This is a genomic window from Lactiplantibacillus modestisalitolerans (assembly GCF_005405425.1).
Taxonomy (GTDB): domain Bacteria; phylum Bacillota; class Bacilli; order Lactobacillales; family Lactobacillaceae; genus Lactiplantibacillus; species Lactiplantibacillus modestisalitolerans.
On record NZ_BJEA01000026.1, the window covers coordinates 1 to 15,626 of the forward strand.

Annotated in this window: 6 protein-coding genes; 3 read left to right on the forward strand and 3 right to left on the reverse strand. The window is 49.1% G+C overall.

Translation table 11 applies throughout. The features are described 5' to 3' along the window. The coding region (locus FFM79_RS12135) for an immunoglobulin-like domain-containing protein (protein ID WP_137643747.1) at positions 1 to 8,013 on the reverse strand (8,013 nt) is incomplete at its 3' end. A gap of 164 nt (positions 8,014 to 8,177) precedes the next feature. Then, positions 8,178 to 10,481 (reverse strand): RNA polymerase recycling motor HelD, encoded by a 2,304-nt coding sequence (helD, locus tag FFM79_RS12140; protein WP_137643748.1) that lies wholly within the window; start codon positions 10,479 to 10,481, stop codon positions 8,178 to 8,180. Positions 10,482 to 10,711: 230 nt separating this feature from the next. Here helD and FFM79_RS12145 point away from each other — a divergent pair, with 230 nt between their 5' ends. The 3 genes from FFM79_RS12145 (at position 10,712) to FFM79_RS12155 (ending at position 15,059) form a co-directional block, all read left to right on the forward strand. Continuing rightward, complete coding sequence (locus FFM79_RS12145) at positions 10,712 to 11,347, forward strand: VTT domain-containing protein (RefSeq protein WP_137643749.1); 636 nt, start codon at positions 10,712 to 10,714, stop codon at positions 11,345 to 11,347. Between the two features lie 895 nt (positions 11,348 to 12,242). Continuing rightward, positions 12,243 to 13,184 carry a GrpB family protein gene (locus tag FFM79_RS12150; RefSeq protein ID WP_137643750.1) on the forward strand — a complete coding sequence of 314 codons (942 nt, stop codon included), beginning with the start codon at positions 12,243 to 12,245 and terminating at the stop codon, positions 13,182 to 13,184. Positions 13,185 to 13,202: 18 nt separating this feature from the next. Continuing rightward, positions 13,203 to 15,059 (forward strand): cation:proton antiporter family protein, encoded by a 1,857-nt coding sequence (locus tag FFM79_RS12155; protein ID WP_137643751.1) that lies wholly within the window; start codon positions 13,203 to 13,205, stop codon positions 15,057 to 15,059. 100 nt (positions 15,060 to 15,159) lie between these two features. Here FFM79_RS12155 and tnpA read toward each other — a convergent pair whose 3' ends face one another. Further along, positions 15,160 to 15,594 carry an IS200/IS605 family transposase gene (gene tnpA, locus FFM79_RS12160; protein WP_137643752.1) on the reverse strand — a complete coding sequence of 145 codons (435 nt, stop codon included), beginning with the start codon at positions 15,592 to 15,594 and terminating at the stop codon, positions 15,160 to 15,162. Positions 15,595 to 15,626: the final 32 nt, after the last annotated feature.

Genomic DNA, 15,626 nt, shown 5'->3' on the forward strand with positions numbered 1-15,626 from the left:
TGGCTCTGGCTCTGGCTCTGGCTCTGGCTCTGGCTCTGGCTCTGGCTCTGGCGTCGGTATCACTACGCTCACCGCCGCCAGCGCCGTATGCAATTGACCATACTGATCCGTAAAGGCATACGTCACCTGATAGTCCCCAGCCGTCGCCGTATCAACCACACCCGTAACCTGCACGGCTGCTGGTGCCACTACGGTCCCATCAACGTCGGTAACCAGCTTCAAATTCTGCCGCGGCTCCCAAGTCGCGCCAAACGCTAACTGCACCTGGGTTGCGTTTAACGTTATTTTTGCTAAGTTGGCTTCTACGTTAACGGTCGTCGTTGCCGTGTGCAAATGGTTGATAGCATCGCGATACTCGTACGTCAGCAAGTAGCGTCCCACCGTTTGCAAATCTAGCGCGCCGCGCACCTTCACGGCACTCGTCGGTACCGCTTCGCCGGTCACGCCCCGCACCACACTAACGTTGGTCAGCGGGTTCCAAGTCGCCCCCGTCCGCAAATCAACCGTTGCAGCGCTCACTTGCAACACCGCCTGACTCGCCACAGTTACTTTCGTTTGCGCCTGATGACTATTGCCGCGACGATCCGTGAACTGGTACGTGACGAGGTACGTTCCGGGCATCGCCGTGTCCAGATTCGTTTCAATCGTTGGTCCGACCGCGGTTCCATCTACATCCTGAGCTACCTCAATGTTATCGGCTGGGGCCCATGACGTGCCGGCTTTGATTGTTACCTGGTTTTGCTTCAACTTTAAGGCCGCCTGATCAGCCATTAACGTCAATTCAGCCTTAGCAACCCACGTCTGTCCTAATTGGTCTGTCAACGTATAAATAACCGAATATTTACCAGCAGTATTCCAATCGACTTCCTGCGTATCAACCTTAACGGCTTCCATGACTGACTGACCATCCACATCGACCGCCTGCTCAACGTTCAATAAGGGATTCCAGCTTTCATCAAGGTAGCGTTGAATTTGCGTTTGCTTCAAGCTTAAGGCGACTTGGCTTTCAACGGTGACACGAGCCTGGTCCTGATGAACGCGGCCACGACGATCCGTAAATTGATAGTTTACTTGATACGTTCCGGGAACCTTGGTATCCAGGTCCGTTTCAACAATCGGTTTGACCACCGTTCCATCGGAATTTCGGGCGACCGCGACGTTATCGGCTGGAACCCACGACGTACCAGCTTTAACGGTAATCTTATTTTCCTTCAACGTTAGCGCCGCTTGATCAGCCATCAACGTCAATTCAGTTTCACCGGTCCACGTCGTACCGGCATAATCAGTCAACGTGTAGGCCACTAAATAAGTGCCCGGTGTTTGCCAATCGACCGTTTGGGTGTCGGCCTGAACGTGGTCCAAGGCCACGCTCCCGTCCACGTCTAACGCCACTTCAACGTTCATCAGTGGGTCCCACGTTTCATCAAGGTACCGCTGAATTTGGGACTGCTTTAATCTGAATGCGGCTTGACTCTCGACAACCACACTCGTTTGTGCCTGATGACTCTTACCGCGAAGATCCGTGAGCTGGTACGTGACGAGGTACGTTCCGGGCATCATCGTGTCCAGATTCGTTTCAATCGTTGGTCCGACCGCGGTTCCATCTACATCACGAGCTACCTCAACGTTAGCGACTGGGATCCACGGCGTGCCGGCTTTGATTATGACCTGGTTTTGCTTCAACTTTAAGGCCGCCTGATCAGCCATTAACGTCAATTCAGTTTGACCAGTCCAAGTTACACCGGCATAGTCAGTCAACTTGTAGGAAACTAAATAAGTGCCTGGTGTTTGCCAATCAATGGTTTGCGCATCAACTTGAACTAGTTCTAAGGCCGCGCTCCCGTCCACGTCTAGCGCCACTTCAACGTTCGTCAGTGGGTCCCACGTTTCATCAAGGTACCGCTGAACTTGGGACTGCTTTAATTTGAATGCAGCTTGACTTTCTACACGCACGCTTGTTTTTGCTTGGTGCGCGTTTCCACGACGATCCGTAAACTGGTAGGTAATTCCATAAGTACCGGGCATCGTCGTGTCCAGATCAGTTTTAATTATCGGCGTTACTGGCGTGCCATCTACATCTTGAGCTACCACCACGTTAGCCGCCGGGGTCCACGACGCGCCGGCTTTAATAGTGATACTACTTTCCTTCAACGTTAAGGCCGACTGGTCAGCCATCAACGTCAATTCAGTTTCACCGGTCCACGTCGTACCGGCATAGTCAGTCAACGTGTAGACCACTAAATAAGTGCCTGGTGTTTGCCAATCGACCGTTTGGGTATCAGCCTGAACGTGGTCCAAGGCCACGCTCCCATCCACGTCTAGCGCCACTTCAACGTTTTTCAGTGGGTCCCACGCTTCATCAAGGTACCGCTGAATCTGGGACTGCTTTAATCTGAATGCGGCTTGACTCTCGACAACCACGCTTGTTTGCGCCTGATGACTCTTACCGCGAAGATCCGTGAACTGGTACGTGACGAGGTACGTTCCGGGCATTGCCGTGTCCAGATTCGTTTCAATTACCGGAACAAGCTCCTGACCATTTGAATCCTGAGCCACCGCCACGTTAGCCGCTGGGTCCCACGAAGTACCAGCCTTAATAGTGACGTCGTTTTGCTTCAACTGTAAAGCCGCCTGGTCGGCCAACAGCGCTAACTCAGCTTCGGCCTGCACCAGATTACCCGCTTGATCAGTAAACGTATACGTCACCAGGTAATCCCCCGCCGCGGTCCAATCAACCGCCTGCGTATCAATCTTAATCAAATTCAATGCCGCTTGACCATCAGAATTGACCGCCACGTCAACGTTCTTCACTGGGTCCCACGCTTCATCAAGGTACCGCTGAACTTGGGACTGTTTCAGCGTCAACTTAGCCTGATTTTGTTTAACCATCACCGTAGTTACTAACTTTTGTTGGTGTTGCAACGCATCCGTAAACGAGTACGTCACCTGATAGCGTCCCGGTTGACTCGTATCAAGTTCAGTCAAGGCCGCTGACCGTTGGCGCATCCGCGTCAGCACCAACTTCGTCACGGTCACCTGAACATCTTGCGTCCGGTCCGTACCGTCAACGTCGGTCGCCCGCGCCAAATTAGCCCGCGGATGCCATTCCGTTCCCGTCCATAGCTCAACCGCACTAGCGACCGCCTCAATGCTAGCCAGATTTTCTTTAACCGTTAGGGTCAACGGTGCGGATTGCACCCGCCCCTGCCGATCAGTAAAGCAATAAACAAGCTGATATTCGCCCGGTTGCGTCAAATCGTAAATGCCTTCAACGTGAATTTGATCCCAATTCACGGCGTTCCCGTTGACGTCGGTAGCTGCCGCCAGATTCGATGCTGGCGTCCATTCAGCTCCCGCATACTTTTGAATAACACTATCCGTTAACCGCAAGCCCGCTTGATTGGCATGGACGGTTAGCGTGGTTGCGTCTCGGTGAATTTCACCATGCCGATCCTCAAATTGATAACTAATTTGATAGGTCCCCGGCTGCGTCAAATCCGCCGGAACCCCCTGAACCGTCAGCTGATCAAATGGAAGCGTACTTCCGTCAACGTCTTGCGCGGTTAACAGATTGGTTTCGGAGGACCAAGCGTCCCCACTCCAAATTTCTGCCGCCGCGTTCACTTCCAAACTAGCTAAGTTGGCTAAAACGTTAACTGGGAGCGTTTTTTGATGGAATTGCCCCCGTTGATCCGTAAACTGGTACGTCACAAAAAACGCACCCGTGGTCGTCGTGGTAACCGGGTCTTCCACTGTAATTTCGTTAAACGGAACCGTGCGGCCATCGGCATCTTGGGCCAACAGGAAGTAATCCTGGGCCTGCCAATCAGCACCGACCCGTAATTCAACTGGTTCGGTAGTCGTTAATTGCAGTTGCGCCTGGTCAGCTAAAACGTGTACCTGTAAACTAGCACGATGCAGCTCACCATGGGCGTCTTTGAAGCTGTACGTGACCGTGATGGGGTCATCGCTGGCAACGTTCGGATTGACCGTGCCCTCAACCGCCCACGCAATTGGCTGACCATCAACGTCGGTAGCCGTTTCAACGTAGGTTGCGGGTTGCCAGTCTTCGCCGACCCAGATAATGACATCGGTTTGGGTTAACGCCAAGTTAGCTAAATTTTCTGCCACGGCTACCGTGACCAGCTGGTCGTGGGCTTGACCTTGCCGGTCGACGTAGCGATAACGTAACTGATACTCGCCCGCCACGTTCGGGTGAAATTCGCCATTAACCGCTTCAATCGTTACTTCCTCGAAATCAACGGCTGCGCCTTCAACACTGGTAGCGCTTTCAATATTAGTCCGCGGACTCCAGTCAGCACCGGCCCGAAACGCAACCGCCGTTTCCTTGACCGTTAAACCAGCTTCACTAACCTTCACCGTTAATTGAACGGCTTGTTCAATCAGCTGTCCCCGTAAATCAGTAAACGCATAGGTAATAACTTGTTCACCGGGTGCGGTTAGGTCCACTTTACTAATCGTCAGTTGGTCAACAGAAACCGGTGTGCCGTCCGCATCCGTTACCCGGAGTACGTTTGCGCTTGCGTCTACGGGATCCTTGACGTAGCTGATTAAATGGTCCGCTTTAAGTTCAATCGTCGACTGACTCTCAACAACTTGTACCGCCACCGTTTGAACGTGCGTTTCGCCAAATAAATCCGTGAAACTATAATTAATTTTATAGCTGCCGGCCTTGCTTGAATCAACCATGTTCTGAACGGTTACCGCCGCCAGCGTCAGCGGTGTTTGATCCGAATCAACGGCTGCCACAAACCACGCCGCGGGGTCCACTTCATCGCCGACGTAGTAGTGAACGACGTCCGGTTCAACGGTTAGGCTTGCGTAGTTTGTTCCGGCTTTGACCGTCAAAGGCATGTCAACCGTATGGACCCCCTGAGCGTCTTTAAACCAGTAGTGTACGGTATAAGCGCCGGGACGGTTTAACTTATCAACGGCATCCTGATTAGCATCGAGTATCAGATACTCAACTGCCCCCAACGCAGAATGACCATCCGCATCGACCGCCTGATCAAGGTTACTTAGTGGTTGCCACTGGTCATCGGTGGTCAGCTCAAATTGGGCTGCCTTCAACGTTAGGCCGTTAACAATCACGGCTTGGTTGGCAGTCACCAGGTTGCCCACCTGATCAGTAAAGGTATAGGTAATGGTGTAAACACCCGGCGTATCAGTTTGGACGTTCCCCGTCACTTCAAGTTGAGCTAAATCCAGCTCCGTACCATCTGCATTTGTCGCCTGAACGTTGGTCTTCGGTATCCAAGTACCGTTTAGTTGCACGACTTGGGTGGGCGCGGTAATGCTAGCTTGGTTTTCAGCCACCGTTAAGGTCGTGTTAGTGAGAGCCTGCATCAGACCATCCGTACCAACATAGCGGTAAGTCACCGTATAAGTACCCGCCTTAGTTAAATCTAAATCTTCATAAGCCACGGTTGCGCCCGTCGCATTATCAACAATCGTTACGCTTAGGTCTGCCAAGGAATGCGCTTGATTTTCATTGTCCAAAGCCGCCTTGAAGTTTTGAGCGGGCGTCCAACTCGTATCGTGACCCACAATCACTTGGGTATCTTGACCAGTAATTTCACCGGACCAGGTCCAAGTATCGGTGGTGGCGAGGGCGGCGTTTTCATCGCTGTAGCGGTACATTAAATCTGCTGCTGAAAGTTTTTCACCCGTCCGCGTGTTTACCCAAGTCTCTGTGGGTCCTTCGGCATCGTTAAGACCAGCCGTAAAGAATAAGCGTATTTTTTCAATATTATATCCTACCCCTTCCGCAAATTCTTCTAAAGTCATACTTTCGTATTGCGGATTAGCCTCTAGACCACCATCCAAAAAATCATCCATACTGTTTAAACGACCTATTGCCAGTCTAGTATTCTTATGGAGGCTAATTAATTTTAAATTTGTTAATGGCAGTCCTGGTGTATCTACAGGGATAATCGTACCAATCATGTTAAAAGCTAAAAATGGCTCCTCCGGTACACTACGCTGTAATTGACTATTTCTTAAATCAAAGGAAGATAAATCCAAGCTTTCTAATGCGGGATTTAGTGTAAACATTCGAGTTGCATTTATAACTTGCTCCACATTCAACATTGATAAATTAAGTATTTCGGTTAATTTATAATTCTGAAAAAAGATCTGACTCATATTGGTTACACGGCCTGTATCCAAACAAGCAACGTCAATCATTGCTAGATTTTCATTGTCTGCTAGAAAATCCGCCATATTTTGAACATTGTGCGTATCGAAATTCTTTGGATTCCATTTAATTAGGGAAGAAATATGCGAAAACATGCCGGACATATCAACAACGTTACTCGTATTTAAATATTGCAACCAATCCTGATTAAAATAGCCAATATGCGAAAACATTTCTGACATGTTTATTACATTTTCAGTATTAAACCCAGATAGGTCTAACTCAACACCAGTGTTTAACCGTAATGAGCTAAACATTTCTGACATGTTTGTCACTTTACTAGTATCAAATCTATTCAAACCAACTATTTTTTGGCCATCAAAATAATCAAACATTCCATGAAACATACCTGACATATCACGTACTTGACTGGTATCAAGAGAGGAAACATCCAATTCTTCTAATACACTACAAAATTCAAACATATATGACATATCCGTTACACGGCTCGTATCCCAATTTAAAAGATTTAATTTCAAGACCCGATAAACACGACTAAACATGTGTGACATATTAGTTACTCTACTCGTATCAAAATGCGCAACATTTAATTCATTAATTGACTCACAATTAGCAAACATGTATGACATATCCATTGCATAATTTGTACTTAAATTTTCTAAATTTATGCTTGTAATACTATCATTTCCACTAAACATGTTTGACATATTTACAATTTTATTAATCGTTAAATCTGGAAGAATTACACCCATTAATCCCCGCATTTCAGAAAACATATACGATGTGTCCGTAACATTTTTCATATCAAAGCTCATAATACTTAAAGGGATATCATCATAGTAACTAGCTTTATAAAACATACCGGACATATTTCGAGTTAGTTCTGTATGGACCAAATTAAAATTATCTTTTGTGAATGATCTAATGCCTGTGCCTGCAAAAAGATAACTAGCATCCTCATCTAAATAAACATCACCCTCAAAAGCAAGTGGTGGGACACTATGTGTTCCTTGTTCTTCCAAACGTTTTTGCCACACTAGATTTCCCCAGTCGATAACCTTTCCCTCGTTATCAACCACAACATTAGTGTTAGTCAGCTGTCCTGCACCAATGTGTAATATATTTCTACTGTCAATCCACCACTCACAAGTTCCCATCATCCCGCGCAAACTCTCATCAGCGTCATCAAAGCCCTGATAATGGACCGCTGGCGATACCGGTTCTTCAGTTGCCGATACAGGCTCTTCAGCCGCCATCATTGCTTTCTGTGGAGTAACGGTCGCACTAGTACTTTCCAAATTTACTACTGCCGCATCGGCTTGGCTCTCCTCAGACTGCTCATTCAAATCAGTACCCACGTCCACTTCCGTTTCTACTTTTCCGGCGGCGCTCGGTACTGATGTTTCAGATTCTGAGCCTTGTTGACCAGTATTAGCCAGCTTTAGGTTGGGTTCTTCAACAACCGAAGCCGCTGATTTTGATTCACTTGCTGCTGATGATTCAGCTATGTTAGCGCCGGACTGGGCCTCTAATTTCTCCTTATCCGTTAAATCATCTAACGTCGACGCTTCATGGCCCGTATCCGATTGAGCCGCAACTTCCAAGCCAGCAGGTGCCGCCCCACTCGCCTGCATTTGATACGTCTCATCGGTTGTTAACCCCTGATTTTGAATTGTCGCTTTCGTTGCCTGCTGGTCATCCCCACTGACCGGCATCTGGTCCGCTTTGGCGACCTGACCACTAACCTGCCACATTAACAACGTTGCACCCGTTACTAACCAAAAACGGTGATTATTGGTTATCGTGCGCACCCCTTCAACTTGCTTGCGTTTCACAAGTAGCACCTCCAAAGTGTTCGTCAAATTAATCAATAATTGGTTTAAATATATGTACCTAAATTATAAGTAACTTAACTAATTTCAGAAAGCGCTTGCACTTGCTTGTTTTCAAAAAAAGACCCAACGCGCTAATCCGCATTGAGTCCTCATTTTAAAAGCTTTTATTCAATTTCCGTCCGCTCATACCGTTCCGCACTCACGTGGTCCAACAGTGGAGAAAGGCCCCCAACCGCAACCAGCGTCAATTCGTGCATCGCCCGTGAACAGATCGTATATAATAGCTGCCGTTCATCTTCGCGGTGGTAATTGGTAGTATTCGCGTTCCACACAATGACCGCGTCGAATTCCAATCCCTTCGCTAAGAAGGATGGCACGACGATTACCCCGGGCGCCAAGCGCTGGTTTTCAGTCCGAATCAACGTCACCTTTTCACCGCGAGCCTGCAAGGCGTCCGTCAACCGCTCGCACTCCGCCAGCGTCTTGCCAATAATGGCAGTTGTATCGCGGTCCGACTTATTCGCCGCCAACTGCGCCACGACCTGGTCAACGCCCTGCTCAAAGGTGGTCGTCACAACCGCGTTCGGCAAATCGCCCTGCCGGTCAAAGGCGGTCACGGCCTCACCGTTTACCAGAATCTCCTTGGTAAAGTCGGTAATCTGTTGCGTTGACCGGTAGGACTTGGTCAACTGCACGACCCGGGTCTTGTCCGGATCAAACAGCGTTGCCAATTCCTGAATCAGCGTATGACTATTTTCCTTCGTGAAAATCGCCTGGTTCAAGTCCCCCAGCATCGTAAAGCGGGCCTTCGGGAAACTGAACTTCAAGAACGCCAACTGAAAGGCGTTGTAATCCTGAATTTCATCCAAGAAAACGAAGCGAATATCCTGCTGGCCCTTCTTACCGGTCATTAAATCGTGCAAGTACATGTAAGTCGAGACCGTCGTCAGTGAGATTCGGCGTTCCTTGATACTGTCAAGCTTGGCTTCTACGGCCGCATCCCATTCTGACTGGGTCAGGTCGTAGCGCGCGAGGTCGATAATCTTCGGCACCTCCCGTAAGAAATGGGCGTACTGTAAATTAATGCTGAGGAAGCGGTTGCGCACGATCTGCGTCCGGGCCTGCCCCAACTTCTGCATCACAATTTTGCGCGCGAGAAACTTAAATTCTTGGTCCGCGTTTTTAAATTCCCGCGGGTGGTTCCCGTATAATTGGTTCAATTCTTCGCGGGAGAGGTCCTGGACCGTTTCTTCCACCCACTTACTGCGCATTTCAGATTCAACCTTCCGATTTAAAATCTTAATCAACGCCTCCTTGGTCGCCGACAAGCGGTTCCCCAAGTGGTAGTTATGGTTAAACGAATAGTAGATTTCTTTAATTTTAGTGCGCGGAATCAGGACCTCATCGTTCAACGTAATGTTGCGGAAACGCATGTCGGCCTGCTCCAAGTGACGGCCGTACGTCGTCACCGCGTCAAAGTAAGCTAAGCTTCCTTCCAATTTGGTAACCTTAGCCGCAGCCGGCGTGTTCTCCGTTTCAAAGCGCTGCTGCAACGTTTCCACCTGCATCCGTGGCAAGCGGTACGATGCGTACTGGTAATACGTCATCTGGACCATGTTTTGCTCGCCCAGTTCTGGCAACACCTGGTTAATATAATCATTAAATAACTGGTTCGGTGAGAACAAGATGACCTGGCCGGCCGTCAAGTTGCCCCGGTAACGGTACAATAAGTACGCGACCCGCTGAAGCACCGACGAGGTTTTCCCGGAACCGGCCGCCCCCTGCACGAACAACAAGTCCGAACTGGTATCGCGGATAATCGTGTTCTGTTCCTTTTGAATCGTCGTCACGATACTCTTCATTTTCGTAGATGACTTTTCATCCAGCACTTCTAGTAACATTGAATCACCGACCGCTTCGTCCGTATCGTACACGGTCACGATGGTCCCGTCATCAATCATTAATTGCCGCTTTAAGGCGACGTCCACCGACTGGGGGCCGTCCGGCGTTTGGTAGGTCACGTGGCCCAGCCCACCATCGTAATAAATACTCGAAATCGGTGCCCGCCAGTCGTAAATCAGAAAGTGGTCGGGACTATCTGAAAACGAGCTAAGCCCAATATAGATGGTTTCGGCCTTCGGTTCGCCGGCCTCGTGGAAGTCTAAGCGCGCAAAGTACGCGTTTTTCTCCAATTTTTTCAAGGTCGACAACTGCTTGGTCGCGTGTTGCCAACTATTTTGCCGCTCATCCAGTAACTGTTGCTGTTGGCGAACGGACAAGCCAGTTTCCATCATACCTTCATAACTATCGGTCTTAATATTAACGTCGTTATAAAAGTTTTTCTTAATGGCCGCCTGGTCTTCTTCCGAACGCGAAATCGTTTTAGTCTGCTGCGCCTGCGCGACTTTAATTTTTGCGACAACTTCGTCTAAATGTTCCTGCTCTGCCGCTTTAATTGACTTAGCCATTCAACGCCCTCCAATTCTAAATATCGAACAATAATTTTAGCACTATCCGCGGCCCGACTCAATTAATAACCCACCGACGTGCGGGTTTCATAAAGAAATGCTAAAGAAAGGGACAAGAATGTTTAATGAATGTTACGCTTTCGTTAAACCGGCGCAAATGATACCGTTTTCACTAGTTTTTTCATTTTAATCCGCTTAAACTAAGGATAGTTAGATTGGAGGCGCCGCCGTTGGAAACTTTTTTGACGATTTTCACCCATTTAGAACAGCTCATCGTCCCACTTTTGACCACGCTCGGCAGTTGGAGCTACATTCTGCTGTTTGCCGTAATCTTTTTAGAAACTGGGATGGTCGTTTTCCCGTTCCTGCCCGGCGAATCCTTGATTTTCCTCGCTAGTACGATGGCCGCCGCACACGGCGCGACCTTGCAAATTGAAGTTTTGATCCCAGTCTTTTTCGTAGCCGCCGTTATCGGTGACACGGTCAACTTTGAAATTGGCCGCCATTTGATTCGGTTACCCTGGTTACAACGCCGCTTACCAGCGGCTAAGCGCGCCAAAGCGCAAGCCTTTTTTGCTAAGTACGGGGCTAAGGCCGTGATGTTTGGCCGCTTCGTGCCATTAATTCGGACGTTCGTTCCGCTAAGCGCCGGCGCGTCTAAAATGCCCGCCAAGTCCTTCGCCCTTTGGAATTTACTGGGCGTCGGCATTTGGGTGCTAGTCGGTTGCTCACTCGGCTATTTCTTCGGCTCCATCGATTTTGTCCAACGACACTTATCACTGTGCTTCCTTGGGATTATGTTGGCCGCCATGTTGCCAGCCGCATTGGTCGCCCTATTCAAGACGCTTCGCCACCGGATAGCTTAATTGATTGTAATGCTACCTATTAGAAATAGTTCTGTGATACGTGGTATTGATCTGCAAAGAAGATGCCAGTTGAGTTTTCAAAAATTGATTACTTTTGTCAGAATAAGTGGGCAAAGAGACCGTGACATAAGTCACAGCCCTTTGCGTTGCCTCGTGTTAATAGCCGAAACGTCAGCTGGTGGGCATTAACCAACTTTTGGCACACTCGCAAGACTAGTCAGTAGCGGGTGTAACCATGGCTCAACTGCGAAATTATTCTTAGTCGGAAGTGAAGTTCTTCCGGCTTAGAATAAGGCTCGAATTTGAGATTGCTCAGCGGTTTTCTGAGTGAGCTCAAATCGATGCCCGCAGTGTTCCAGCCAACCGGTTACACCCGCTGCTGGCGGCATATCAACACTAATTGGTATAGAACCTTAAAAACGACGTTCGCTGAAATTACTCAGTGAACGTCGTTTTACTATGTATTGTATTATCTGATCATTGTTTTTACTATTTAAAAAGTTTCAATCGAACGCGTCACGAACCATGCAATGACGATGCCGACTGCTACCAAACTACAAAACGTTGTCATAATAACGTTGGTCCAGAAATACCATTCCGGATTTTGCCGCATACCTTTCCCTGCCCTTCTTGCGTGATGTAAACAATATACCTTATTTTCACGCGTCCGCCTAGCCCTAAGGACTGCGTTTCGGACTATTTTTTTCTTAAGATTGGTGGACTTAATAAAACTGACCCAATTGCTTGCCTTAGATTAGCTGTCACCCTTAGGCCGGCCCGTTTTGACACACCATTCCTTCTATTAAAATGTCGTAACCACCGTCCAACGCCGAATTGCTTTTCAAACTAAGCAAAAAAGTGTATTCTTTCTTTGGATTAAGAGCGGAGGAATTCGATGCAAACCATTCAATTAACGACCTACCAACCGGCTTGGCAAGCGCTAGCGACCCACTTACAAGCGCAACTCGCCGACCAACTCGGTTCACAACTGATCGATAGTAGTCACGTCGGTAGCACGGCGATGCCCCAATTACTAGCCCGCCCAATTATCGACATCGCACTATTGGTCAGGGAACCCCAAGCCGTGATCAACCAACTTCATGTGAAGTCGGTGGCCGGTCAACCCAATACATTTAGTGCCCATTTTCAAGGACAACTCGTCCACTACTTGATTACACCCGACGAGGCGTCCTACCAACAACTATTAGCAGTTCGAGACTACTTCAACGCCCACCGAACCGATGGGCGTAAGTACACCGCCCTCCGGCAAACGGCCGCCGATAATGCGGCGACCTACGCGCAAACCAAGGGGCAGTTTTTAGCTGGTATCAGTGACAAAGCTAATGACTGGCTCGCTAATAAGGCCCAGCATGAACATCACGACCGGACCGTTCGCGCGGAACTCGTTAACATGTGCCTAATTACGAACCCCCAAACTGGTGAGGTTCTCGTTGAAAATAAGGTCGACGCCCAGTGGCAGGGCCTAACCTTCCCCGGCGGTCATGTTGCTCCCGGTGAATCGCAAGTGGCGGCTATCAAACGCGAAGTGCGGGAAGAAACCGGGCTGACCGTCCACCAACTCAAATTAGTTGGCACGGTCACCTGGGTCGAAAACGCGGCCGGCGACGTTTCACTCGGAACGCTGTATACGACCAACAACTACGACGGCGACCTACTGGCTGGCTCCTATGAAGGGGCCATCAGTTGGCAACCACTTAGTGCGCTCACCCCCGATAAACTGGCACCCGGCGTGGCCGCCATGTTGCAAGTCTTTACCGACGAAAACGCCAACGAAGCGTTCTGGGGCTCTAACGACACCCAGTTACGCGTGTACTAACCGAATCGAGGTATTCATATGGATCAAGTTTCTTTAGTTATCATTCTTTTCGCCGCCCTGCTCGTACCGCTCGTGATGGCGAAATTTAAAATTAGTAGCCTACCAACGGCCGTGATGGAAATTATCATCGGGATCGTGCTGGGACCTAGCATTTTAGGCATCGTTAATACGACCAACGCCATCACCCAACTCTCAACCATCGGGGTCATCGTCCTACTGTTCTTAAGTGGGCTTGAAATTGACTTTAGCCTGTTCAAAAAACGCCGCCCAGCAATGACGCCGCTCGAACAGAAAACTGCCGATCAAGTATCAACCTACTCGCCGGTCCGGCTGTCCGTTTACGCCTACGCCACGGTGGTGGTCCTGGCGGGATTACTCGCCGCCGCGTTTAAAGTCAGCGGACTATTTAGTGACTTCTGGCTCGCTATGATTCTCTTCGGCACGATTTCACTAGGAATCGTGATTGCCGCCCTCAAGGAAAAGGAGCTGCTCAGTAAGGCCTTTGGACAAACGATTTTACTGATTGGGGTCTTCGGTGAACTGGTTCCCATGATGGGGTTAACGCTCTACGCCTCAGTTTTCGGCAGCAATTCCAAGAGCCTCTGGTTACTGCTCCTGATTTTGGCGGTCGCCGCCCTACTGTTGTTGCGGTTCAAACCCTTTTTCCGCTTCTATCAAAATATTAATAAATCAACGACACAACTCGACATCCGGCTGGCCTTCTTTCTAATCGTCACGATGGTCACGGTCGCCGAGTCGGTCGGGGCCGAAAACATTCTGGGCGCGTTCGTTGCCGGGATCGTTTTAAAGCTGCTCCAACCAAGTGAAAGTACCCGCGAACGCCTGGACTCAATTGGTTACGGCTTCTTTATCCCGATTTTCTTCATTACGACCGGGGTCGACTTGAACCTGCGGACCTTACTGACTAGCGGTAAAACGCTAATTTTGATTCCCCTATTTTTCTTAGCCTACATGGTCGCCAAAGTCGCAATCTTTTGGGTACTGCGGCTCCGATTCAAGCGGGCCAACGCCCTCGCCGGAACCGCGCTCAGCGCAACCACGATGACGATGGTCTTGGCCGTTTTGCGGGTCGCTAAGGATATGAAAACCATCACCAGTGACCAGTCCGGCGCCTTTCTGTTAGCCGCACTGCTGACCTGCATCGTTTCCCCACTCATCTTTAACCGCTTCTACTCGGCAGAAAAGGAGGACCTAGTCAAAACCTCAGTTCACTTTATTGGAGCCAACCTCAGCACCGTTCCGGTTGCGCAGCAGTTAAAGCAGGGCTGGTACAACATTCAGATGTATACCAACCATCCTGAAAACTACCGGACCTACCACGCCCAGGCGCCCGTGATTTTGATGGAAAACTTTAGTGCGGCCGACCTGCGCGACCACGGTGTTTTCGATACTGACATTCTCGTCCTCGGTCACATTGACGCCGAACGGAACTACGAGCTTGCCAAGGTCGCCCACGAATACGGTGTTAAACGAATCATCGTCCGCTTCGAAGACCGCAACGTGCTGAATGCCCGCGAAGACGAATTAAAACAACTGGGAATCGAAGTTTATAACACACCGGAAGCTAACATTACGTTACTGCGGGCGTTGATTGAATCGCCGTCAACGTTATTAATGCTCAACGATACCGAAAACAGTATCTACGAAGTCCGGGTTGTCAACCACCGTTATACCAACGTGCAAATCAAGAACCTATCGTTTGCCCAAGAAATTACGATTAGCCAGGTCATCCGGAACCGCAAGCTGATCGTCCCGAACGGGAATACGATGATCATGTACGGCGACCGCCTAATCTTCACGGGGAAGAAGCAGGATGCCGCTGAAATTCGGCGGGCCTTAGCAACCGCTAATTAATTGCCCGCGGTTTTATTACGGAGCCTAACTCCCACATCTCGGTAGCCAAGGCGAAAACTCGGTACTTTAGTGCCGAGATGAAGCCGAACAAAAAACAATGTTAGTTGCCCTTCTTAGAGGGGCGGCCAGCGTTACTTTTTTCTGTACGTTGATTGTTAATGTATTCTTCGACTACTTGCTTAGACATCTCGCCTAACGTCCCAATGTAGTAGCTAGGAGACCATAAGTGACCGCCCCACAGTTTGCGCTTTGTCTCTGGGTGAGCTGTGAACCATAAGCGAGCACTTGACCCTTTGAGTATCTTAACGACATCAGAGGGCGCAAGTTTCGGTTTGAAGCTGACTAGCAAATGTACGTAGTCAGGCATGACTTCCATAGATTGAATTTCGACATCATGCTTGTCAGCGAGATACTGGATAGCGTCTTTCATCTCCTGAACGAGCTTAGGCGTGGTGAATACAGGTTTGCGATACTTCGTAACCCAGACAAGATGGTACGAGAAATTGTAGACATAACCGCGTTCGTGTTTAATCATATGTGGTCGCTTCTTTCTTTGTGATATAATGA

Coding starts and splice junctions, on each gene's coding strand:
- helD (WP_137643748.1), bottom strand. CDS start 10,481: ATGGCTAAGTCAATTAAAGCGGCAGAGCAGGAACATTTAGACGAAGTT.
- FFM79_RS12150 (WP_137643750.1), top strand. CDS start 12,243: ATGCAAACCATTCAATTAACGACCTACCAACCGGCTTGGCAAGCGCTA.
- FFM79_RS12155 (WP_137643751.1), top strand. CDS start 13,203: ATGGATCAAGTTTCTTTAGTTATCATTCTTTTCGCCGCCCTGCTCGTA.
- tnpA (WP_137643752.1), bottom strand. CDS start 15,594: ATGATTAAACACGAACGCGGTTATGTCTACAATTTCTCGTACCATCTT.